Source organism: Pseudomonas sp. S8, assembly GCF_050473925.1.
Classification (GTDB): domain Bacteria; phylum Pseudomonadota; class Gammaproteobacteria; order Pseudomonadales; family Pseudomonadaceae; genus Aquipseudomonas; species Aquipseudomonas parakoreensis.
Genome location: NZ_JBFDVZ010000016.1, coordinates 5,565,611 through 5,589,013, shown reverse-complemented (window position 1 = coordinate 5,589,013; position 23,403 = coordinate 5,565,611). Strand labels below are relative to the sequence as shown.

Below are 23,403 nucleotides of genomic sequence, written 5' to 3'. Positions count from 1 at the left end.
CTGCAACTGCGAAACAGTAAGGGCGACGCAGAGACGCACGCCGGATCGCTCATGCATATAACTATGTAGTGCACCTCCCCCGAGCGAACGGCTCATGCTCACTGCCCGTTTCTCAAGGAGTGAGAGTGTATGAATCCGAACCAACACCGCCCGCAGCCCAATGCCGCCGACAAGGCTGCCCTCAAAGCCATCGCCACCCGCCTTATCCAGACGTGCCCCAGCCTGCAAGACACCGCTCATGACGTTGCGTCTGACTTGCTGAAAAAATACGGCATCACCGGCCTTGATCCGGACCAGGTGTATTTCCATCGCTTCGCCGAGGCCCAAAGCAGTTCGAAAGCCTTTACGGGGTGGGAGCATGTCCATGCAACGCCAACGTCCTCCATGACGCTGACCCAGTTGGTCATTCACCGCTTTCGCGTCGCCGATCAGGACAACGCCGATCTGCTCGACGTGTATGCCGGTTTCTATACCGCAGGTCCCAATCCAGGCACGTTCGACGAACGCAACGAAGTGCGCCTGCACGGTAACGAGGTGTTGCGGGACTTCTGGAGCATTGACTTCAGTTCGCTGTACAACGAACGGCTGACGACGTTCTGGGACGATTCCGGCACTGACTTCCGTACCCTGGCCAAGTGCAACTTCCTCATCAGCGCCCTTCGGGCAAGGGACAAGCGCCAGTTGAGCGATGAGGATTTCCAGTTCGTCACCGAAGCGGCCATTGGCCCGCTCACCTGGCCGGTCAGTCTGCAATTGTTGCAAACACAGTCCCCGGGCACTGACTGTGTTCGTACCCTGGATGTCGCCGGCTACGTGGCCACCAACGTCCTTCGTTTTATCGCGCCCAAAGGCCGGCAAATCGTCTATCTGCCCGGCGAAACCGATGCCTTCCAGACGTTGGAAACGGCCACCGACATGCACTTCTGGATGTTGCAGCGGATGAACAAGGACGCAACGCGTCAGGTGTTCATGTCGCATTTCTGCCTGGCTGATCGACAACGTATTGCAGAGGACATTACCGATCTGATGAATCGCCTGGTCAGCACCTGGGGCAAATACGACCATCATTTGATCAACCAGGAAAACCGGATCATTCGCGGCGACGTTTTCAGCTGGCTGCGAGACTCGACCCAAAGCGCGATGTTCGCCGAGGCCGCACTGTCACTGACCTCCAATGGCGATCTACGGAAAAAGCTGTGGATCGGTTACCTCAGCGCCGGTGTGAAAGTACTTGGCCCGATGGCAGTCGTCGGCTGGCCCATTGCACTGCCGGTGATCGGCGCCAGCATCGCCAACCTGGGGTTGAACATTGATCAGGCCGTCAACGCCAGGACTGCCGAAGAGCGCAAGGCGGGCATCCTCGGCGCGGTACTGAGCGGTATCGACATGCTGTTCAACTTGCTCGTCCTCAAAGGCCCTGGTTCGCTCGAAGAAGTCGGCCCCGAAATCGATGCCGCCGAAGCGAAAGAAATGTCTGATCTGAAGGAAACGACACAACCGGCCCAAGCTTCCGGGCCGACACAGAGCGAAGCCAGCGTTGAAGCGCCGGCCAGTCCCGAATCGACGGTGAAGGTGCCGCAAACCTTCAAAATCGATGTGCCACTGAGCGAAGACACACTGATTCGCGAACCGGGAAAATTTCAGGGTACCTACCGGCTTTCTTCCAACCCTTCATCTGCGATCAAGCTCAACGACAGTGCGTACTACGTGCGTTACGAAGCCAATTTAAATGGCCGAGGTCATTGGGCGATCATCGATCCGGCCAATCCCGATGCGTTTTCCGGCTCCATTCCAGTGCGATTGAGCCCTGCGGGCCAATGGGAAATCGCTCCGCGACTTGGGCTGAAGGGCGGCATGATCCTGCCGTCCGCTCCCGGTGCGGCTGCAACCAGTGAGCCCGCCGTCGAAGAATGGGCACGAATACCGGGTATTCATGTGCCCGGCCTCGAAGACCCGCAAATGAGGTCTTGGGCACTCGGCGGCCCCGATGTGCGCAATCTGTACAGGCGCATGTGGACCCTCGGCGACATCGACGTACGCAGTGTCGTCGGTATCGATGAAAATACCGTTGGCAACCGCAGTGTGATGATGTCCCCGACCGACGAGTTCACGGAGTCCTTGAGCGAATTCGAACTGGATCAGGAAGAGCCCCGCAACACGCTAATCAGCGATGCGCGAGCCTACTACGAGCTCAATCCACCGACGCCTCGCCTCGCGGCACCGGCACGGGTGATTAATACGACAACCGACCTGCTCGACATTGCCTTTGCGGAAAAGCCGGGACTGATCGTTGGCGAGCATCGCGGCAGTATCGGCAGCAAACAGTTCCTGATCGAAAACATGCCCGCCCTGGCTCACCGTGGCGTGAAGACCCTGTACTTGCAGGAACTGCTGGCCAACGTCAATCAGCTCGACCTCGACACCTTTGCCAGAACCGGCGAAATGCCCGAAGAGCTGGAAAACTATCTGAGAAAACTCGACATCAAGGCCGGTAACGATCCCGAGGGCAAATTCAATCTGCTGGCCTTGGTCAAATCTGCCAATGCCCAGCGCATCCGCGTTCAAGCCATCGACATGACAACGACCTACAACATCAATGAAGACATCCTTACCCGAAATCCAGACAGCTTGATGATGAGGAAGTTTTTTGCCAGCGAAGTCATCCGGTTCAATGAAGAATCAAAAGGGCCGGCCAAATGGATTGCCTTGGTTGATCAGGAACACATGACAAGTTTCAGAGGCTATCAGGGTATCAGCGAACAGACCGACGCCATGAGCGTACGCATCAATGACGTGACACCCGGTCAGGCACAGCCCATCGGCGCCGATCCCGGATTAGCGGTGGAATACGCAGACTATCCGGACTCGCCTGTCGAGGAAGAAGGGTCGGATATCACTGGCTTCGACCATATCCGAGACAGCATCAAGGGCGACTGGCGTGTACAAATGCAAACCCCATGGGCCTACCGAACGCCACAAGATCTTCGCGCGCTGTTGCCGGAACCGGGAATGTTCACCTTTCAACGGTACCGAAGCAGCATCCTCGTGGTTTATCGCAACGCCAACCATCAAATGGCGGACAGCGTGATCAGAATGACTCCGGGCGGCAGGATGAATCTGGACACTCCGCTCGGGCCAATCCACGATTCCATGACGGTGGATAACCTCGCTGAACTGAAACAGGCATTGATCGAAAAAGGCCTGCAGCCGATGGGCTGGCCTGAAGTCGCTGGCGAAGCACAAGGCGTGACATCGCTGCTGGAGGACCTTGCGCAAGTGCGTCCCGAGATTCAACGACCGACTCCACCCGAGCACTGGCAAGCCAATGAACTGCTGGAAGGGAATACGCCCGGCAGCGAACCCGGAAAGTTTCAGGGTATCTATCGCCTCAATGCCAACCCGTCCGCTGCCATCATGCTCAATGACACCGCGTATTACGTGCGTTACGAAGCCGATATCAACGGCGGTGGGCATTGGTCGATCATCGACCCGGCGAATCCCGAGCGCTTTTCAAATTCGATCCCGGTGCGTCTGAACGCCGAGGGAGAATGGGAAACGATGCCTCGCGGCGGACTCAGGGGCGGTGGCAAGACATCCCTGACTCAGGGGGCGAGCTCGACCGGCATGGCCGAGCGTGGCATGACGCCGCTACCGGTATCGCAATACGATATGCCGCCGCAACTGAAGTCGGCGTTGAAAAAAGGCGCCGCCGGAACTGACACCGACGCACTGCGTGATGCCTACGACAGCCTGAGAGAGTCCGATCCTTACCGGGACTTCAAAGCCGTCAGAAAACGCCTCTATCGAGATGCCTTGCGCTTCTATCGCGAACTCGAGCTTCCCCGACGCCCGCCCGCACCCGCGCTGAATCACGATGCCAGCGCCGGAGAGATCGTCGAAAAGCTTCTCGAACATGCCCGAGGACTGGTTATTGGTGAATCTCACAGTGAGATCGGCGCTAAACAATGGCTGATCGAAAACATGGAGGTGCTGGCCAGCCACAACGTGAAGACGCTCTACATGGAACACTTGTTGACCGACTTCCATCAGGCCGCGCTGGATTCCTACCTGCAAACCGGACTCATGCCAAAGTCGCTGGAAAGCTATCTGAAGGTGCTTGATATCGGACAAATGACCGATCCCCTTGAACGTTATACGTTTCTTGAAGTGGTCAAGGCGGCAGCAAAACAGCGAATCCATGTGCAGGCGATCGATTGCATGGCGAGCTATAGGCTCAACGGCATGACGCCCATCGCGGGCGAAGAACACTTCGTTGACGAAAACGCGCGACAAAAAATGATGAACTACTTTGCCAGGACGATCATTCGTACCGACCAGACCGCGCGAGGTGCACACAAATGGGTGGCACTGATGGGTAATTCTCACTCCAATACCTTCGAAGGCGTGGCCGGGGTGAGCGAGCTGGAGGAAGCCATCGGTATTCGCGTTGAAGATGTCGCCGAAGGCACCTCTGGCGGACTCGAAATCGACCCTGGAAAAATCCTGCTGGCCGGCGATAGCCTGAAGGGCCGTAGCGCACTGGTCCGGGGAGACTTTCGCCTGCAGATGGAAACTCCGTGGTCTGCTCAGACCATGGCAGAGTTCGAAACGCTGTTGCCTCGTTACGGCATGTACTCACTAAAACAACAACCGCGCATGATTTTTCTGGTACATCGCAGCCGCAGCAAAGAACTGGTCCGCACGCTGATCGAGACCGATGGAGACCGTTTTTATATCGAGCGCCCGAACTGGCCCTCGGTGAGCGGGAAACGCTACGGCAGTATCAGAGAACTGTTACAGGGACTGAACAATATGGGGCTGAGGTTAGCGGGTTGGTCTAAACCGCTTTAATCGGCAAACAAAAAAGCCGTGTGAAATGATTTCACACGGCTTTTGAAGTGCCAGCGTTCAAGCCATCAGACTTGGTGCGGGATCACTCCCACTCAATCGTCGCCGGCGGCTTGCTCGACACGTCGTAGGTAACGCGCGAAATGCCTTCGATTTCATTGATGATCCGGCCGGAGACGGTTTCCAGCAGTTCGTAAGGCAGGTGTGCCCAACGAGCGGTCATGAAGTCGATGGTTTCCACGGCACGCAGGGCCACGACCCAGGCGTAACGACGGCCATCGCCGACCACGCCAACCGATTTCACCGGCTGGAACACCACGAAAGCCTGGCTGACCTTGTGGTACCAGTCGGCCTTGCGCAGTTCTTCGATGAAGATGTGGTCGGCACGACGCAGCAGGTCGGCGTATTCCTTTTTCACTTCACCGAGGATGCGTACGCCCAGGCCCGGGCCCGGGAACGGGTGACGGTAGACCATGTCGTACGGCAGGCCCAGTTCCAGACCCAGACGACGGACTTCGTCCTTGAACAGTTCGCGCAGTGGCTCGACCAGTTTCAGGTTCATCTCTTCCGGCAGGCCGCCCACGTTGTGGTGCGACTTGATCACGTGCGCCTTGCCGCTTTTCGCGCCAGCCGACTCGATCACGTCCGGGTAGATGGTGCCCTGCGCCAGGTACTTGATGTTGTCCAGCTTGCAGGATTCGGCATCGAACACGTCGATGAAGGTACGGCCGATGATCTTGCGCTTCTTCTCTGGATCGGCTTCGCCGGCCAGATTGTTGAGGAACTGCTCTTCGGCGTTGGCGCGGATCACCTTGACGCCCATGTTCTCGGCGAACATGGCCATCACTTGCTCGCCTTCGTGCATACGCAGCAGGCCGTTGTCGACGAAGACGCAGGTCAACTGATCGCCGATGGCTTTGTGCAGCAGCGCCGCAACCACCGAGGAGTCAACACCGCCGGACAGGCCCAGCAGCACGTTGTCGGTGCCGACCTGTGCGCGGATGTTGGCGATGGCGTCTTCAGCGATCTTCGACGGCGTCCACAGGGCTTCACAGCCGCAGATGTCCAGTACGAAGCGCGACAGGATACGGCCGCCCTGCTTGGTGTGGGTCACTTCCGGGTGGAACTGCACGCCGTAGTAAGCGCGCTCGTCGTTGAACATGCCGGCGATCGGGCAGCTCGGGGTGCTGGCCAGAATGTGGAAGTCTTCCGGCATCTTGGTGACCTTGTCACCGTGGCTCATCCATACGTCGAGGCCGAACAGGCCGTCGGCGTCGATATGGTCTTCAATGCCGTCGAGCAGGCGGCTCTTGCCGACCACGTCAACGCGGGCGTAACCGAACTCACGCAGTTCGGAACCTTCAACCTTGCCGCCCAGTTGCTCGGCCATGGTCTGCATGCCGTAGCAGATACCGAAGACCGGCACGCCCAGGTCAAACACCGCCTGCGGGCAGCGCGGGCTGTTGGCTTCGTGTACGGACTCGGGGCCGCCGGCGAGGATGACGCCTTTAGGCGCGAATTCGCGGATCGCATCTTCGTCCATGTCGAACGGGTGCAGCTCGCAGTACACGCCGATCTCGCGCACGCGGCGGGCGATCAGTTGGGTGTATTGCGAACCGAAGTCGAGGATCAGGATGCGGTGAGCGTGAATGTCGAGGGCCATGATTCAGTCTCGTCTTAAGTAATTCAGAAACAGTCGTGATTCAGAAACAACTCGGGGCTGAATAAAACAGCCCCGGTTGCTTGATGATTTGCTTGAAGCCTCAACCTACGCGGTAGTTTGGCGCTTCTTTGGTGATCTGCACGTCGTGAACGTGGGATTCGGCCATGCCGGCACCGGTGATCCGCACGAACTCAGGCTTGGTGCGCATTTCTTCGATGTTGGCGCTGCCGGTGTAACCCATCGAGGAACGCAGACCACCCATCAATTGGTGAATGATCGCCGTCAGGGTGCCTTTGTACGGCACACGGCCTTCGATCCCTTCCGGAACGAGCTTCTCGGCGCCTGCCGAGGAGTCCTGGAAGTAACGGTCGGAAGAACCTTGCGCCTGAGACATGGCGCCCAGCGAACCCATGCCGCGATACGCCTTGTACGAGCGGCCCTGGAACAGTTCGATCTCGCCCGGGGCCTCTTCGGTACCGGCAAACATCGAACCCATCATCACGCAGGAAGCACCAGCGACGATGGCCTTGGACAGGTCACCGGAGAACCGGATGCCGCCGTCGGCGATCAACGGCACACCAGTGCCTTCAAGGGCAGCGGCGACATTGGCGATGGCACTGATTTGCGGTACGCCGACACCGGCGACGATACGGGTGGTGCAGATCGAGCCAGGGCCGATACCGACCTTGACCGCATCGGCGCCCGCTTCGGCCAGGGCCTTGGCGGCTGCGCCGGTGGCGATGTTGCCGCCGATCACCTGCACTTCAGGGAAATTCTCTTTGACCCAGCGAACGCGGTCGATCACGCCTTTGGAGTGACCGTGTGCGGTGTCGACCACCACCACGTCCACACCGGCGTTGACCAGCGCGGCAACGCGGTCACCGGTGTCTTTACCGGTACCGACGGCAGCGCCCACGCGCAGACGACCTTGATCGTCCTTGCTGGCCAGCGGGTAGGCCTTGGCTTTTTCGATGTCTTTAACGGTCATCATGCCTTTGAGGGCAAACTTGTCGTCGACGATCAGGACTTTTTCCAGGCGGTGCTTGTGCAGCAGCTCGCGGACTTCGTTCTTGTCGGCGCCTTCACGCACGGTGACCAGACGCTCTTTAGGCGTCATCACTTCGCGGACGGTGGCTTCCAGACGGGTTTCGAAGCGTACGTCACGGGAAGTGACGATGCCGACCAGGTCGCCATCGTGCAGCACCGGAACGCCGGAAATGTTGTGCAGGCGGGTCAGTTCGAACAGGTCACGCACCGTGGCATCAGCCTCGATGGTGATCGGATCTTTCACGACGCCGGCTTCGAACTTCTTGACCTTGCGCACTTCGGCAGCTTGCTGCTCGATGGTCATGTTCTTGTGGATGATACCGATACCACCTTCCTGAGCCATGGCGATTGCCAGGCGGGCTTCAGTGACGGTGTCCATGGCGGCAGAAACCAGAGGAATATTCAGCTCGATGCCACGGGTAAGGCGGGTCTTGAGACTGACTTCGTTAGGAAGCACCTCGGAATAACCGGGCACTAGGAGAATGTCGTCGAATGTCAGAGCTTCTTGGCTGATACGCAGCATCGCGGGGGCTCCCGAGCGGGAAAATGGAAGCGCGCCATTATAGTCAGACACCCCCTGCTGTTCAATGTAAAACTCAGCTTAATTGATGTACGGGGCCTGCTGTTTTCTGTAGGAGCTGCCGCAGGCTGCGATCTTTTGATCTTGGCTATAAAAAACAACGTCAAAAGATCGCAGCCTGCGGCAGCTCCTACACGTTCAAAGTTCGACTTTTACCCAACTGACAGGTTGATCGAGCCAATCGGCGAACTCATCGATAAAGCTCTGCTTGAACCCCGCTTCCAACCAGTTGTTGAAGATAAATCCCAGGTTGGAAAACGCGCATTCCTGCAAGTACAGAAAGCCGTTGATGTCGTCTTCATGCCCGCACTCCGGGCAGGTGAAGTTGTCGGTGCGGCCTGGAAACCAGTCTTCGAGGCTTTCGAACAGCGCTTCGCCGACTTCGCGGCGGCATTCGGCGCACCCGGCCTCCTCGAGAAAGCCTTTGGCCGGCGTGTAGATGCAGCGTTTGACGATGATCTCCAGACCATTGATCGGCTCGCCAAAAGGCAATGCCTCGGGGTGCAGCACCACCGCACGTGCGCCGTCGGCAATCGCGTACGCCATGCGATTGCCGGTGCGACCGCAGGTGCTCAGCTCTTCCTTGACAATATTCTTGCGTACCAGCCAGCGCAGAATCGCCCGGGCCCGGGGTTCGTGAACCGGCAGGGTGGAGATTTTCGGGACGATGATGCTTTGCGAATTCATGGAAAATCCTGCGGTATGGCTTCTGACGCCTTCGCGGGCAAGCCCGCTCCCACAGGGATATGCATTCCAATGTGGGAGCGGGCTTGCCCGCGAAGGGGCCCTAAAGGCCGGCAGCTTAATCCCTGACGAAATCCGGTCAAGTACTGAAATAGCGCCCGATCAACGCAATCCCGCTGGCCAGCACCAGCCAGGTCACCAATCGTACAAACGCTTCACGCGACAACCGCATGGTCAAGCGCCGCCCGATCCACAGGCCCAGCGCCATGGCCGGCAGCAGACAAACCGCCAGCATCAACAAGGGTAGCTCGGCATACACCCCGGCGAGGGCAAACAGGCTCAAACGCACCACGGTGCTGCAACTGATCAGCGCACTTTGCGTGGCCCGCGCCGCGTCTTTCGGCAGGCGACTGTTGAGATAGATCGCATATAAAAAGCCACCACTGCCAAACAACGCCCCAAACAATCCGCCGACCGTGCCCATCGGCAGTGCCCACGCGGCGGACAACTGCGTCGGCCGGGTTTTCACCCACAGGCTGTAAACCGCATAAGTGCTGATGAACAGCCCCATCAACAGCAGCAACAGGTCGGATTTGAGGTTGAGCAGGAAAATCACCCCCAACGTGCACCCCACCGCCATGCACGGCAGCAGCCGCAACAACTCGGGCTTGGCCACATCCCGGCGCGAGGGCAGCAGGTTGCCGAACGCCGCGACGAAATCCAGCAGCACCAGCAGCGGCACGATTTTCGACAACGGCATGAACAGAATCAGAATCGGACCCGCGACCAGTGCGGTACCGAACCCGGCAATCCCGAACACGATATAGGCCAGTGCGATTCCCAGTCCGATCACCACCCAGCCGCCTGCGCCCCATGTCCATTCGCTCAACAACCCAACCACACTCATTGATCCACTTCCTTTATAAGCCTGAGATGACTTTAGCCAGCGCCAAGCCTTGCGACTAATATGATCAAACTCGCTCACCCATCTCGAAAAGGCATACCTGGTGCTTTCAACCCGTCAACTGCGCTACTTCGTGGAAATCGCCGACTGTGGCAGCTTCAGTGCAGCGGCTGAACGCTTGTTCGTCGCGCAATCGGCGCTGAGCCGGCAAATCAAGGACATGGAAAGCCGCCTGCAAACGCCGCTGTTCGAACGCACCGCGCGTCAGCCAAGACTCACGGCGGCCGGCGAGGCTTTTTTGCCGCGGGCCAGAAACCTGCTCAATGAACTGAGCAAAGCCAGCGCGATGGCGACCGAAGTCGGCAACGGGCAAGTGGGCACTGTGCGCCTGAGTCATTCCAGCACCGTGTCGATCAGCGGACATTTATTACGTCGGATCAGCACTTATCTCGATCAGCAGAATGGCGTGTCGCTGGACATCGGCAAGCTGTCCTCCGAGGCGCAGCTTGAGGAACTTGCCGAAGGACGTCTGGACATTGGTTTGTTGCGCTTGCCGGTGTTGCGTCAGCGTGAGGGCATTCACATGGTGCCTTTATTCACCGAACGCCTGCTATTGGCGGTACCGAATGAACATCGATTGGCTGACTCACCCGCTGTCGAACTGGCGCAACTGAAAGACGAGCCGTTTATCTCGATCCCGCATCCGCAACGTGGCGGACTCAGTTATCTATGTGCCGACCTGTGCATGCGTCAGGGCTTTTTTCCCAAAGCGGCGCGGGTGATGTCACGCAAGACGACGCAGTTGCAGTTGATCCAGGCCGGATTCGGCATCGCCCTGCTGCCCGAATCAATGCAGGACATCGCCCCCGGCGGCGTACGATTTCTGCCGCTGAGCGATCCCGATTGCCAAAGCACCGTCGCCCTCGCCCACCGGCAAAACCCCACCCCACTGACTCAACACTTCATCAACACCTTCACAACCCCCTGTAGGAGCTGACGAGTGAAACGAGGCTGCGATCTTTCGATCTTGCCCTCCAAAAAAAGATCAAAAGATCGCAGCCTGCGGCAGCTCCTACAGGGATTCGTGTATTGCGTCGGAAATTAGCTTTAAACTGCGGCCCATGATTAAAGATCCCTTTGCAAGGCTCGGCCTTGACCGAGAAGTCCTGACCGTCAGCCAGCTCAACGGCCGCGCACGGGTGTTGCTCGAAGACGTGTTCAGCAACATTTGGGTCGAAGGCGAAATCTCCAACCTCGCCCGCCCGGCGTCCGGCCACGTGTACTTCACCCTCAAGGACAGCGGTGCACAGGTGCGTTGCGCGCTGTTTCGCAATAACGCAGCGCGGGTGCGTCAGGCGCTGAAGGACGGCCTGGCCGTGAAGGTGCGCGGCAAGGTCTCGCTCTTCGAAGGTCGTGGCGACTATCAACTGATTCTCGACACCGTGGAACCGGCCGGTGACGGTGCGCTGCGCCTGGCCTTCGATGCGCTGAAAGAAAAGCTCAGCGCCGAAGGCCTGTTCAGTGCCGAACGCAAAGTGCCGCTGCCGGCACATCCGCAACGCATCGGCATCGTCAGTTCGCCGACCGGCGCGGTGATTCGCGACATCATCAGCGTGTTCCGCCGCCGGGCGCCGCAGGTGCAACTGACGCTGATCCCCACCGCCGTGCAGGGCCGCGAAGCCACTGCACAAATCGTCCGCGCGCTGAAAATGGCTGATGCCCGGGGTTTCGACGCGCTGATCCTCGCCCGTGGCGGTGGCTCGCTGGAAGACCTCTGGTGTTTCAACGAAGAAGCTGTGGCGCGCGCGGTCGATGCCTGCGTGACGCCGATTGTCAGCGCCGTCGGGCATGAAACCGACGTGTCGATCAGTGACTTCGTGGCCGACGTGCGCGCTCCAACGCCCTCCGCTGCCGCCGAATTGCTCGCCCCGGATTCGAGTCACCTGATCCGTCAGGTGGAAAGCCTGCAGCGGCGTCTGGTGATGCGCATGCGCGACCGTTTGATGCGCGATCGCCTGCGCCTTGAAGGCATGGCCCGTCGCTTGCGTCATCCCGGCGAACGTCTGCGTCAGCAAGCGCAACGTCTGGATGACCTGGACATGCGCATGCGCCGCGCCTTCGAGCGCCAGCTCAATACCCGCCGCGAACGCCTGATCCGTCTGGAAACCCGCCTCGCCGGGCAACACCCGGGACGCCAACTGGCGATGCTGCGCCAGCGCCTCGACAGCCTCGCCGAACGCCTGCCGCGAGCCATGCGCGAAGGCCTGAAAAGCCGTCGCCTGCAACTGCACAGTCAGATGCAGACGCTGCATGTGGTCAGTCCGCTGGCGACTCTGGGCCGTGGCTACAGCATTCTGCTGGATGAACGCGGCCACGCGATTCGCAACGCCGCGCAAACCCACACCGGCCAGCGTCTGAAAGCCAGACTGGGCGAAGGCGAACTGCAAGTGCGCGTCGAGGACAATCACCTGACGCCTGTCACCCTCTCTTTACTGGACTGATCCATGCCGCGCTTTTTCGCTCCGTTATTGCTGCTGTGCCTGACCACCTTCAACGCCCACGCTGACAGCTACATCACCCGCCTGCTGAACAAACCGGTGCCGGGCGGCGTGGCGGTGGTTGATCTGGGCAGCGCCGCGCAGCCACCGAAAGCCACCTATCAAGGCAAACCGGTGCTGGTGGTGAAAGAACAGAACAACTGGCTGGCGATTGTCGGCGTGCCGCTGACGGTCAAACCCGGCAGCCAGCAGATCAGCAGTGGCGGGCGCAATCTGCCGTTCACCGTCGGCAACAAGAAATACCCGGAACAGCACATCACCCTGAAGAACACTCAGCAGGTCAATCCGAATCCGGCCAACCTCAAGCGCATCGAGGGTGAGCTGGCCGAGCAGATCAAGGCTTACCGCAGTTTCAGCCCGAACACCCCGAGCAACCTGTTGCTGGACAAACCGGTCAACGGGCCGCTGTCGAGCAAGTTCGGCGTGCGTCGCTTCTTCAATGGCGAAGAACGCAACCCGCATGCAGGCCTCGACTTCGCGGTGCCGGCAGGCACGCCGATCAAGACCCCGGCGGCGGGTAAAGTGATCCTCACCGGCAACTACTTCTTCAACGGCAACACAGTGTTTGTCGATCACGGGCAGGGCTTTATCAGCATGTTCTGCCACATGTCGAAAATCGATGTGAAGGTCGGCGATCAACTGGCCCGTGGTGCAGTGGTTGGCAAGGTCGGCTCGACCGGGCGGGCGACCGGGCCGCACATGCACTGGAACATCAGCCTGAACGATGCGCGGGTGGATCCGGCGATTTTCATTGGTGCATTCCAGCCCTGAATTATGTATTGAGGCCAATGGCCTCTTCGCGGGCAAGCCCGCTCCCACAGGTTTCTCGGGTGTACATAATATTCGTGTACGACACGGACACTGTGGGAGCGGGCTTGCCCGCGAATGCGATCTATCCAATCCGAAAATACTACTGACACCCGCCCAACATCAATTGCGCCCCAATCTGACCTTACGCAAACATCGACAAGAACCACCGAATTACACGCAATAAAATTCTGCAAAATCCAGTATTTCGAGTATTCCTCTCAATTTTTTTCGACTGCTTGCCATCCTCTCCCCTCGCGGTTAGGGTTGAAGGCATGAAAACCTCTCACACCCTTATTCAGCTTCGCCAGCACCGCAGTCTGTGCCTCGTCAGCGCACGACTGCCGGGCTGAATCGCTGCGCCTCGTCCCAAGCGTTTTCCCGAACATTCGTTCCACCGGCAGGCCGCCTCTTTTCGGCCCAGACAATAAGGAATTTCCCGATGAGCATGCTCAAAGACCCGTCTTCGAAATACCGCGCGTTTCCCGTCATCAACCTGCCGGATCGCACCTGGCCGTCGAAAACCATCGACGCCGCGCCGATCTGGTGCAGCTCCGACCTGCGTGACGGCAACCAGTCGCTGATCGAGCCAATGGACGCGGTGAAAAAGCTGCGCTTCTGGAAAACCCTCGTGCAAGTCGGCGTGAAGGAAATCGAAGCCTCGTTCCCGGCCGCTTCGCAGACCGACTTCGACTTCGTGCGTACCTTGATCGAAGAAGGCCACATCCCGGACGACACCACCATTCAGGTGCTGACCCAGGGCCGTGAAGACTTGATCGAGCGCACCTTCGAATCCCTGCGCGGGGCGAAGAAAGCCATCGTTCACCTGTACAACGCCACCTCGCCGTCTTTCCGTCGCATCGTCTTCAACCAGGACAAGGACGGCATCAAGGCCATCGCAGTGAACGCCGCCAAGCTGTTCGTCAAATACGCGGCGATGCAGCCGGACACCGAGTGGACGTTCGAATACTCGCCGGAAACCTTCAGCGCCACCGAGCTGGAGTTTGCCAAGGAAGTCTGTGACGCGGTGATCGAGGTCTGGAACCCGACTCCTGAGCACAAGATGATCCTCAACCTGCCAGCCACCGTTGAATGCGCGACGCCGAACGTCTATGCCGACCAGATCGAATGGTTCGGCCGCAACATCAACCGTCGTGACAGCGTGATCATCAGCCTGCATACCCACAACGACCGTGGCACCGGCGTCGCCGCCACCGAGCTGGGCCTGATGGCTGGTGCGGATCGCGTCGAAGGCTGCCTGTTCGGCAACGGCGAGCGCACCGGTAACGTCGACCTCGTTACTGTCGCACTGAACATGTACACCCAGGGCGTTGACCCTGAGCTGGACTTCTCCGATATCGACGGCGTGCGCAAAGTCGTCGAAGAGTGCAACCAGATTCAGGTGCACCCGCGTCACCCGTACGTCGGCGACCTGGTCCACACCGCATTCTCCGGCTCGCACCAGGACGCGATCCGCAAGGGCTTCGCCCAGCAGAAACCGGACACCCTGTGGGAAGTGCCGTACCTGCCGATCGACCCGGCCGACATCGGTCGCAGCTACGAAGCGGTGATCCGCGTCAACAGCCAGTCGGGCAAGGGCGGCATCGCCTACTTGCTGGAGCAGGAATACGGCATCAGCCTGCCACGTCGCATGCAGATCGAGTTCAGCCAGGTGGTGCAGCGTGAAACCGACCGCCTCGGCCTGGAGATGACCGCCAAGCAGATCCACTCGCTGTTGATCAGCGAATACCTGCAAGCCAACACGCCTTACGCGCTGGTCAGCCACCGCCTGCAGGAAGAAAACGGCAACAGTGCCGTTGAAGTGGAAGTGGCGAGCAAGGGTCAGGGCGAAACCAACCTGCACTGGCGCGGCAAGGGCAACGGTGCGCTGGAAGCCCTGGTGGCCGGCCTGCCGATCCCGGTGGAGATCATGGACTACAACGAACACGCCATCGGCGCAGGCACCAACGCCAAGGCAGCGGCTTACATCGAGCTGCGCGTGAACGGTGAACGTGCGGTGCACGGTGTGGGCATTGATGAAAACATCACCACCGCCAGCTTCAAGGCGCTGTTCAGTGCCCTGAACCGCTCGCTGAGCCAGCCTGAGGCGAAAGCAGCTTAAGCCTTCGCTGACATGCAAAAGGCCCCGGAGTGTGAACTCTGGGGCCTTTTTGTTTAGATCAAAAGATCGCAGCCTTCGGCAGCTCCTACATCGGGACAGCGTACATCCTGTAGGAGCTGCCGCAGGCTGCGATCTTTGGCTTTTCAGGTGAACTCGAAGGTATCCGCATCCAGATTCGCCGGAAAGCGCTCGCGATACGCCGCCAGTGGTGCCGCTTCCAGCACTGCTTTGAACACGCCGTCGGCCTCCCCCGCCGCCAGCAAGGTCTCGCCCTGGAAATCCAGCACCTGACTGTCGCCGGTATAGGCAAAGCCCTTGCCGTCGGTGCCGATCCGGTTCACCGCCGCCACGTAGCACAGGTTTTCGATCGCCCGCGCCGGCAACAAGCGGTTCCAGTGCAGACGCCGCGCACCCGGCCAGTTGGCGGTGTACAGCAGCAGATCGGTGTCCTGCGCATCGCGACTCCACACCGGGAAACGCAGGTCGTAGCAAATCAGCGGCCGAATCCGCCAACCCTTGAGTTCGAACTGCACCTGACGCTCGCCGGGCGTGTAGTGATTGTGCTCACCCGCCATACGGAACAGGTGGCGCTTGTCGTAATGCCAGACTTCTCCGTCCGGGCGCGCCCACAGCAGGCGATTGCGATGGCTGCCATCCGCCGCCTGAATGATCACGCTGCCAGTGATCACTGCATTGAGCTTCGCGGCCTGCGCCTTCATCCATTTGCGGGTCGGGCCATGCTCGGCTTCGGCGAGGGTCTCCGATTCCATGGAGAAACCGGTGGTGAACATCTCCGGCAGGATGATCAGGTCGGCGCCTCGGGCCTGCTCCAGCAGCACGTCGAAGTGCTCAAGGTTGGCCTGACGGTCATGCCAGGCGAGGCTGGTCTGGATCAGCGCCAGATTGAGATCGGGCAATGCACTCAGATCACGCATAGTTTTGCCGCTGCCTCGCGCAGCGTCTCCTCGCGTTTGGCGAAGCACAGGCGCACCAGGCGCTGGCCTTGCGGTGGATTCTGATAGAACACCGACACCGGAATGCTCGCCACGCCATGTTCGCGGGTCATCCAGATCGCCATGTCGACGTCGTTCAAATCAGGGCGAATCTGCGAGTAGTCGACCAGCTGGAAATACGTGCCGGTGACGCGGGTGAAGGTGAAACGCGACGGTGTCAGCAAATCGCAGAACAGGTCGCGCTTGGCCTGATAGAAACCCGGCAGCTCTTCAACGTGCTCCGGGTGCTCGGCCATGTAATCGGCCAGGGCGTATTGCAGCGGCGTCACGCCGCAGAAACTGACGTACTGGTGCACCTTGCGCAGCTCGGCGGTCAGCGCCGGGGGCGCAACCACGTAGCCGGTTTTCCAGCCGGTGACGTGGTAGGTCTTGCCGAACGAACTGACCACAAACGCACGCTGATACAGCTCTTCGTGGGCCAACACGCTGACATGCGGCACGCCGTCAAACACCAGGTGTTCGTAGACTTCATCGCTGATCAGGTAGATGTCGCGCCCACGGATCAACTCTGCCAGTTGATCCAGTTCGGCACGGCTGATCAGCGCTCCGCTCGGGTTGTGCGGGGTATTGATGACGATCATTTTCGTGCGCGGGCTGAGGGCCGCGGCGAGCTTGTCGAAATCGATGGAGAAATCATCCGGGTTCAGTTGCACATGCACGCAGCGCCCCCCCGCCAACTGCGTCGCCGGTTCATAGCTGTCGTAGCACGGGTCGAACACGATGACTTCGTCGCCGCTGTGGATAACCGCCTGAATCGCACAGAATATCGCTTGGGTCGCACCCGGCGTGACGGTCACTTCGCTGTCGGCATCGACTTTCACGCCATAGCTGCGCGCGATCTTCGCCGCGATCTGCTCGCGCAGCGCCGGCAGGCCGGTCATCGGTGAATACTGGTTGTGGCCGCTGGCGATATGTCGACCGACCGCGTCACGCAGGGATTGCGGGCCGTCGAAGTCAGGAAAACCCTGGGACAAGTTGATCGCTCCGGTCTGCGCCGCGAGCTGAGACATCTGCGTGAAAATAGTGATGCCGACGTTCGGCAACTTACTGGTGATCATCGAGGGGTTCCCTGCTCTACACCCGGCTCTGACGGCGGCGCGGGAGAGCCCGAGAATAGCCCATCCGGCGCCCATAAAAAAAGGGCGCTCAACTGAGCACCCTTCTTATCGCCGAACCCTGTAGGAGCTGCCGCAGGCTGCGATCTTTTGATCTTGCCTTCAAAGCAAAGTCAAAAGATCGCAGGCTTCGCCAGCTCCTACAGAAGCGGTTGAGCATTCCCACACAATTGTGGGAACAATCTACTTGATCACTTCTTGTCGCGACGTTTCTTGCTGGCTTTCTTGTTGTGCGACATCAAGCGACGCTTCTTGTTGACCTGGCGGTCGGTCAGCGTGTTCTTGTTGCCTTCGTACGGGTTCTCGCCGCCCTTGAACTCGATGCGGATCGGCGTACCGACCAGCTTCAGCACACGGCGGTAAGTGTTCTCCAGATAGCGCACATACGACTTCGGCACTTTCTCGATCTGGTTACCGTGGATCACGATGATCGGCGGGTTCGCACCACCCAGGTGAGCGTAACGCAGCTTGATCCGGCGGCTGTTGACCATCGGCGGCTGGTGCTCGCTGACCGCGTCTTCGAGAATCTGCGTCAGGCGGCTGGTCGGCCAGCGGGTCACCGCGGACTTGAACGAGTTCTGCACCGAGGCGTAGAGGTTGCCCACGCCTGTACCGTGCAATGCCGAGATGAAGTGGATGTCGGCAAAGTCGACGAAGAACAGACGACGTTGCAGCTCGACCTTGACGAAGTCGCGCTCGCTCGGGGTCATGCCGTCCCATTTGTTGATCGCGATCACCAGCGCACGGCCGGCTTCGAGGGCAAAGCCCAGCAGGTTGAGGTCGTGATCGACCACACCTTCGCGGGCGTCCATCACGAAGATCACCACGTTGGCGTCTTTGATCGCCTGCAGGGTTTTGACCACGGAGAATTTTTCGACTTCTTCGTGGATCTTGCCGCGCTTGCGCACACCGGCGGTGTCGATCAGCGTGTACTTCTCGTCGTTACGCTCAAACGGAATGTAGATACTGTCGCGGGTGGTGCCGGGCTGGTCGTAGACGATGACGCGGTCTTCACCGAGCATGCGGTTGACCAGAGTCGACTTGCCGACGTTCGGACGGCCAATGATGGCGATCTTGATCCCGTCTTTTTCGCTCGGGCCAGGAATGCGCTTGGCTTCCTCGCCTTCGGCGACGATCTCTTCTTCTTCGCCTTCCTGCGGCTCGTCTTCGTCACGCGGGAAATCGCTCAGTGCCGCTTCCAGCAGTTGAGTGATACCACGGCCGTGAGCACCGGCGATCGGGATCGCGTGGCCCATGCCCAGCGGGGCGAATTCAGCGCGGGCCATTTCCGGGTCGATGTTGTCGACCTTGTTGGCGACCACGTGGGAACGCTTGTTACGCTTGCGCAAGTGTTCGGCGATCATCTGGTCGGCGGCGGTAAAACCGGCCTTGGCATCTACCAGGAACAGCACAACATCCGCTTCTTCAATGGCCAGCAGCGACTGCTCGGCCATTTTTTCGTCCATACCATGTTCGTCACCGGAGATACCGCCGGTGTCGATCAGAATGTAGGAACGCCCTTGCCACTTGGCCTCACCGTACTGGCGATCACGGGTCAGACCGGACAAGTCGCCGACGATGGCGTCGCGAGTCCTGGTCAGGCGGTTGAACAAGGTGGATTTGCCGACGTTCGGTCGGCCCACCAGGGCGATTACGGGAACCATGCGGCTCTCCACTTCGTTATTTCAGAAAATACAAAAGCCGCTGCGAGGCAGCGGCTGGTGCTCGGGGCAACGCCGGTTAGCGCTGCAAGCCCCGGAAATCCGGGGCCGCTTGGGGGTTAACCCCAAGCATAGTTGTTACTTGATGGTCAGGGCTTCCAGTTTGCCGCTGTTGCCATACACATAGATCGTGTTGCCCACCACCAGCGGACGGGCACGCAGGCCGTCACTGTCGATACGCTCACGACCCACAAAACGACCGTCCACCTGGCTCAACAGGTGCAGGTAACCTTCCAGGTCACCGACGGCTACGTAACTGGAGAACACTTCCGGCGCCGACAGCTGGCGGCGAGCCAGCGAGTCGTTGCTCCACAGCGCAGTGGTCGAACGCTCGTCAACGCCTTCAACGGTGCCCGAAGACAGGCTCACGTAAACGTTGCCGAAACCCTGGGCAACACCGGCATAGCTCGATGCATCGCGCTGCCAGAGTTGACGGCCGCTTTGCAGATCGAGTGCCGCGACGCGGCCCTGATAGCTGGCAACGTAAAGGGTTTCACCGGACAGCAACAGACCGCCGTCGATGTCGACCACGCGCTCCAGTTCGGAACGACCGGTTGGAATCGCAACGCGCTGCTCCCAGACCGGCACGCCGTTGGAAATGTCCAGGGCAACCACTTTACCAGTCGACAGGCCAGCCACCGCGAGGCGGTTGGTCACGACGGGGGCGCTGGTGCCGCGCAGGGTCAGGACCGCAGGGGTACTGTCGTAAGTCCAGCGACGGTCGCCAGTGGCAGCGTCCAGACCGATCAGACGATCGTCCTGAGTCTGCACCACGACAACGTCACCGTTGTTGGCCGGCGGCGCGAGGACTTCGCTGGAAACCCGGGCGCGCCACTTCTCTTCGCCGTTGATGGCGTCGAGGGCAACGATTTCACCCTTGAGGGTACCGATCGTGACCAGACCGTAACCCACGCCAACGGCGCCGGAAACAGGCAGTTCAAGATCCTTTTTCCACTTCACGTCGCCATTGCCGCGATCCATGGCCATAACAATGCCGGTCACATCGGCCGCGTAGATGGTGTCACCATCAATCGCCGGAACCAGCATGTTATAGGTTTCGCCCTGACCGTCACCGATCGAACGGCTCCACTGCTTTTGCAGAACCACTTCTTCTTTGAAGTCGGTCAGCTCGGCCGGTGGCAGTTCTTTTTTGCTGTTGCTGCTGCAACCCGCGGCCAGAATGGCCAGAGCCAGCAATGCTGCATGCTTCCAACGGATCACGTCACGCATCCCCTTTGGCCAGGTCGTCGAGCTTGATTTGAAGGCCACCGACTGCCGCTTCATCCGACAGTGCCGCCTTGGCTTTTTGATAAGCGGTGTTCGCCTCGTCGGTACGACCCAACTGAACCAGCAAGTCACCCTTGAGTTCTTCGCGAGTGGCCAGGAACGCCTTATCGGCATCGCCGTCGAGCAGCTTCAAGGCTTCATCAGCCTTGTTCTGCGCACCCAGCACCTGAGCCAGACGCTGACGGGCGATTTCGCCCAGCGCCGGGTTGGCCGGTTTGGCAACGATGGCCTTGAGTTCAGTGGCGGCGTCGTCAAGCTTGCCGCTGTCGACCGCTACCTTGGCCACGAACAAGCTGCCGTACTGCGCGTACGCGGTGCCGCCGAATTCGCTGTTGAGCTTGCCGGCCAGGTCCGCAACGCGTGCAGCGTCAGGCTTGCCATCCGGAGTCAGCGTGGTTTCCAGCAGTTGCTGATAGAGCACCGAGGCGCCTTGCGACTGGTTGCTCTGATACTTGTGAAAAGCCTGCCAGCCGAACACGATGACCAGCGCCAACAGGCCGCCGGTGACCAGAGGTTTGCCGTTGCGTGTCCACCAGTCCTTCAAATCCGCCAACTGTTCGTCTTCGGTACTCGACACCCCAATACTCCTTAATCGCTAAATCGGCTGTTTGGACAGCTTCAACCCTGCACGACGCAGGTGGCCAGGTGAGCGGCAAGCGCATCCCAGGCAATGCTTTGTTGTTCGCCCTGGCCACGCAGGGGTTTGAAACCTACCACTTGCTGGGCCATTTCGTCGTCACCCAGGATCAGTGCATACAGCGCACCGCTCTTGTCGGCTTTCTTGAACTGGCTTTTGAAGCTGCCGGCGCCGGCATTGACTTGCAGACGCAGGTTTGGAAGCTGGTCACGTACACGCTCGGCCAGGGCCAGACCGGCCAGTTCGGCCTGCTCGCCAAAGGCGCAGAGGTAGACGTCGACCTGACGGGAGATTTCTTCCGGGATCTGCTCCAGGGTTTCGAGCATCAACACCAGACGCTCGATGCCCATGGCGAAACCGACGCCAGCGGTCGGCTTGCCGCCCATCTGCTCGACCAGACCGTCGTAACGACCGCCCGCGCAGACAGTGCCCTGGGCGCCGAGCTTGTCGGTGACCCATTCGAATACGGTTTTGCTGTAGTAATCGAGGCCGCGTACCAGTTTCGGGTTGAGCACGTACGGGATGCCAACCGCGTCCAGACGCGCCTTCAGACCTTCGAAGTGCGCACGGGACTCGTCGTCCAGGTAGTCGGCCATTTTCGGCGCATCGACCAGTACGGCTTGAGTGTCGGCATTTTTGGTGTCGAGCACGCGCAGCGGGTTGGTTTTCAGGCGACGCTGGCTGTCTTCGTCGAGCTTGTCGTGGTGCGCCGAGAGGTACTCGACCAGCGCTTCACGATAGCGACCACGGGACTCGCTGGTGCCCAGGCTGTTGAGTTCGAGCTTGACCGCATCACGGATACCCAGCTCGCCCCACAGGCGCCAGGTCATGATGATCAACTCGGCATCGATGTCCGGGCCGTCGAGGTTGAACACTTCCAGACCGATCTGGTGGAACTGGCGATAACGACCTTTCTGCGGACGCTCGTGACGGAACATCGGGCCGATGTACCAAAGCTTCTGCACCTGGCCACCACCGGTGATGCCGTGCTCGAGCACCGCACGCACACACGCTGCGGTGCCTTCCGGACGCAGGGTCAGGGAGTCGCCGTTGCGATCTTCGAAGGTGTACATCTCTTTTTCGACGATGTCGGTCACTTCACCGATCGAGCGCTTGAACAGCTCGGTGAATTCGACAATCGGCATGCGGATCTGCTTGTAACCGTAGTTATCCAGCAGACGCGCGACTGTACCCTCGAAATAACGCCACAGCGGGGTCTGTTCGGGCAGGATGTCGTTCATGCCACGAATGGCTTGCAGAGACTTGCTCACTTTAAATCCTTAAATTCGTTCGGCGCTTCAGTCAGGTCAGCCGCGCGCGATGACCGCTGCGTCAGCTTCGACCTTCTCGGCCGCTTTCTCGCGGATCAGCTTTTCCAGCTCGTCCACCAGATTGTCATTCGTCAGTTTCTGCGACGGCTTGCCGTCGATGTAAATCAGGTTTGGCGTGCCGCCGGTCAAGCCGATATGGGCTTCCTTGGCTTCGCCGGGGCCGTTGACCACGCAACCGATCACCGCGACATCCAGCGGCACCAGCAGGTCTTCAAGGCGCCCTTCCAGCTCGTTCATGGTCTTGACCACATCGAAGTTCTGCCGCGAGCAGCTCGGGCAGGCGATGAAGTTGATGCCACGGGAACGCAGATGCAAAGACTTGAGAATGTCGTAACCGACCTTCACTTCCTCGACCGGATCGGCCGCCAGCGAGATGCGGATAGTATCGCCAATCCCCTCGGCGAGCAGCATACCTAGGCCCACGGCGGATTTCACTGTGCCCGAACGCAAACCACCGGCTTCAGTGATGCCCAGGTGCAGCGGCTGGACGATTTCCTTGGCCAGCAGACGGTAGGCTTCAACGGCCATGAACACGTCGGAGGCTTTCACGCTGACCTTGAAGTCCTGGAAATTCAGGCGTTCGAGGTGCTCGACGTGACGCAGCGCGGACTCGACCAGTGCAGCAGGAGTCGGTTCGCCGTATTTCTTCTGCAGGTCTTTTTCCAGGGAACCGGCGTTGACGCCGATGCGGATTGGAATCCCGCGGTCACGGGCGGCATCGACCACCGCGCGCACCCGGTCTTCACGACCGATGTTGCCCGGGTTGATGCGCAGGCAGTCAACACCCAGTTCGGCGACGCGCAGCGCGATCTTGTAGTCGAAGTGGATGTCGGCAACCAGCGGCACCTTGACCAGTTGCTTGATCTTGCCAAACGCCTCCGCGGCGTCCATGTCCGGCACCGAAACGCGGACGATGTCGACGCCAGCCGCTTCCAGACGATTGATCTGGGCAACGGTGGCCGCCACATCATTAGTGTCGCTGTTGGTCATGCTCTGCACAGCGATGGGCGCATCGCCGCCGACAGGCACATTACCGACCCAGATCTTGCGCGAAACGCGACGTTTGATTGGAGATTCGCCGTGCAT

16 protein-coding genes are annotated in these 23,403 nt (G+C 59.7%); 5 read left to right on the top strand and 11 right to left on the bottom strand.

Annotated elements, in window-relative coordinates:
- The first annotated feature begins 129 nt into the window (after positions 1–129).
- Positions 130–4,851: a membrane-targeted effector domain-containing toxin gene (locus AB1J88_RS26500; protein WP_430292304.1), complete on the top strand. Its 4,722-nt coding sequence runs from the start codon at positions 130–132 to the stop codon at positions 4,849–4,851.
- 82 nt (positions 4,852–4,933) lie between these two features.
- On the opposite strand, the gene guaA is transcribed toward AB1J88_RS26500, so the two are convergent.
- The 4 genes from guaA to AB1J88_RS26480 form a co-directional block, all read right to left on the bottom strand.
- On the bottom strand, positions 4,934–6,511 hold the full coding sequence (gene guaA / locus AB1J88_RS26495) for a glutamine-hydrolyzing GMP synthase (RefSeq protein WP_430292303.1): 1,578 nt from the start codon (positions 6,509–6,511) through the stop codon (positions 4,934–4,936).
- Between the two features lie 100 nt (positions 6,512–6,611).
- On the bottom strand, positions 6,612–8,081 hold the full coding sequence (gene guaB / locus AB1J88_RS26490; protein ID WP_041071849.1) for an IMP dehydrogenase: 1,470 nt from the start codon (positions 8,079–8,081) through the stop codon (positions 6,612–6,614).
- Positions 8,082–8,276: 195 nt separating this feature from the next.
- Positions 8,277–8,825: a hypothetical protein gene (locus AB1J88_RS26485; protein ID WP_041071848.1), complete on the bottom strand. Its 549-nt coding sequence runs from the start codon at positions 8,823–8,825 to the stop codon at positions 8,277–8,279.
- Positions 8,826–8,961: 136 nt separating this feature from the next.
- The gene (locus AB1J88_RS26480; RefSeq protein ID WP_222018470.1) at positions 8,962–9,729 is read right to left on the bottom strand and encodes a sulfite exporter TauE/SafE family protein; all 768 of its coding nucleotides are present in this window, start codon (positions 9,727–9,729) and stop codon (positions 8,962–8,964) included.
- 100 nt (positions 9,730–9,829) lie between these two features.
- Between AB1J88_RS26480 and AB1J88_RS26475 the strand changes: the two genes are divergently transcribed.
- The 4 genes from AB1J88_RS26475 (at position 9,830) to leuA (ending at position 15,213) form a co-directional block, all read left to right on the top strand.
- Positions 9,830–10,723 carry a LysR family transcriptional regulator gene (locus tag AB1J88_RS26475; protein ID WP_430292302.1) on the top strand — a complete coding sequence of 298 codons (894 nt, stop codon included), beginning with the start codon at positions 9,830–9,832 and terminating at the stop codon, positions 10,721–10,723.
- A 124-nt stretch (positions 10,724–10,847) separates the two neighbouring features.
- Complete coding sequence (gene xseA / locus AB1J88_RS26470) at positions 10,848–12,227, top strand: exodeoxyribonuclease VII large subunit (protein WP_430292300.1); 1,380 nt, start codon at positions 10,848–10,850, stop codon at positions 12,225–12,227.
- A gap of 3 nt (positions 12,228–12,230) precedes the next feature.
- Entirely contained in the window at positions 12,231–13,055 is an 825-nt protein-coding gene (locus AB1J88_RS26465) for a peptidoglycan DD-metalloendopeptidase family protein (protein ID WP_430292299.1), read from the top strand.
- A 478-nt stretch (positions 13,056–13,533) separates the two neighbouring features.
- The gene (gene leuA, locus AB1J88_RS26460) at positions 13,534–15,213 is read left to right on the top strand and encodes a 2-isopropylmalate synthase (RefSeq protein WP_027612129.1); all 1,680 of its coding nucleotides are present in this window, start codon (positions 13,534–13,536) and stop codon (positions 15,211–15,213) included.
- A gap of 143 nt (positions 15,214–15,356) precedes the next feature.
- On the opposite strand, the gene AB1J88_RS26455 is transcribed toward leuA, so the two are convergent.
- The 7 genes from AB1J88_RS26455 to ispG all read right to left on the bottom strand — a co-directional run bounded on the left by AB1J88_RS26455 (position 15,357) and on the right by ispG (position 23,403).
- Positions 15,357–16,148 (bottom strand): amidohydrolase, encoded by a 792-nt coding sequence (locus AB1J88_RS26455; protein ID WP_041071873.1) that lies wholly within the window; start codon positions 16,146–16,148, stop codon positions 15,357–15,359.
- Complete coding sequence (locus tag AB1J88_RS26450) at positions 16,136–17,284, bottom strand: pyridoxal phosphate-dependent aminotransferase (RefSeq protein WP_108183716.1); 1,149 nt, start codon at positions 17,282–17,284, stop codon at positions 16,136–16,138. The genes AB1J88_RS26455 and AB1J88_RS26450 overlap by 13 nt, the downstream gene beginning before the upstream one ends.
- Before the next feature lie 248 nt (positions 17,285–17,532).
- Positions 17,533–19,005: a ribosome biogenesis GTPase Der gene (gene der / locus AB1J88_RS26445; RefSeq protein WP_041071834.1), complete on the bottom strand. Its 1,473-nt coding sequence runs from the start codon at positions 19,003–19,005 to the stop codon at positions 17,533–17,535.
- 135 nt (positions 19,006–19,140) lie between these two features.
- Complete coding sequence (bamB, locus tag AB1J88_RS26440; protein WP_047296334.1) at positions 19,141–20,292, bottom strand: outer membrane protein assembly factor BamB; 1,152 nt, start codon at positions 20,290–20,292, stop codon at positions 19,141–19,143.
- Positions 20,285–20,926: a tetratricopeptide repeat protein gene (locus tag AB1J88_RS26435; protein ID WP_007964436.1), complete on the bottom strand. Its 642-nt coding sequence runs from the start codon at positions 20,924–20,926 to the stop codon at positions 20,285–20,287. The genes bamB and AB1J88_RS26435 overlap by 8 nt, the downstream gene beginning before the upstream one ends.
- Before the next feature lie 41 nt (positions 20,927–20,967).
- Positions 20,968–22,257 carry a histidine--tRNA ligase gene (hisS, locus tag AB1J88_RS26430; RefSeq protein ID WP_003227887.1) on the bottom strand — a complete coding sequence of 430 codons (1,290 nt, stop codon included), beginning with the start codon at positions 22,255–22,257 and terminating at the stop codon, positions 20,968–20,970.
- A gap of 36 nt (positions 22,258–22,293) precedes the next feature.
- Positions 22,294–23,403 (bottom strand): flavodoxin-dependent (E)-4-hydroxy-3-methylbut-2-enyl-diphosphate synthase, encoded by a 1,110-nt coding sequence (gene ispG, locus AB1J88_RS26425; protein WP_025109215.1) that lies wholly within the window; start codon positions 23,401–23,403, stop codon positions 22,294–22,296.

Bases quoted from the DNA above. Each gene is read 5' to 3' on its own strand.
- guaB (WP_041071849.1), bottom strand. From the start codon at position 8,081: ATGCTGCGTATCAGCCAAGAAGCTCTGACATTCGACGACATTCTCCTA.
- AB1J88_RS26465 (WP_430292299.1), top strand. From the start codon at position 12,231: ATGCCGCGCTTTTTCGCTCCGTTATTGCTGCTGTGCCTGACCACCTTC.
- guaA (WP_430292303.1), bottom strand. From the start codon at position 6,511: ATGGCCCTCGACATTCACGCTCACCGCATCCTGATCCTCGACTTCGGT.
- der (WP_041071834.1), bottom strand. From the start codon at position 19,005: ATGGTTCCCGTAATCGCCCTGGTGGGCCGACCGAACGTCGGCAAATCC.
- AB1J88_RS26500 (WP_430292304.1), top strand. From the start codon at position 130: ATGAATCCGAACCAACACCGCCCGCAGCCCAATGCCGCCGACAAGGCT.
- ispG (WP_025109215.1), bottom strand. From the start codon at position 23,403: ATGCACGGCGAATCTCCAATCAAACGTCGCGTTTCGCGCAAGATCTGG.
- AB1J88_RS26480 (WP_222018470.1), bottom strand. From the start codon at position 9,729: ATGAGTGTGGTTGGGTTGTTGAGCGAATGGACATGGGGCGCAGGCGGC.
- leuA (WP_027612129.1), top strand. From the start codon at position 13,534: ATGAGCATGCTCAAAGACCCGTCTTCGAAATACCGCGCGTTTCCCGTC.
- AB1J88_RS26485 (WP_041071848.1), bottom strand. From the start codon at position 8,825: ATGAATTCGCAAAGCATCATCGTCCCGAAAATCTCCACCCTGCCGGTT.
- bamB (WP_047296334.1), bottom strand. From the start codon at position 20,292: ATGCGTGACGTGATCCGTTGGAAGCATGCAGCATTGCTGGCTCTGGCC.
- xseA (WP_430292300.1), top strand. From the start codon at position 10,848: ATGATTAAAGATCCCTTTGCAAGGCTCGGCCTTGACCGAGAAGTCCTG.
- AB1J88_RS26450 (WP_108183716.1), bottom strand. From the start codon at position 17,284: ATGATCACCAGTAAGTTGCCGAACGTCGGCATCACTATTTTCACGCAG.
- AB1J88_RS26455 (WP_041071873.1), bottom strand. From the start codon at position 16,148: ATGCGTGATCTGAGTGCATTGCCCGATCTCAATCTGGCGCTGATCCAG.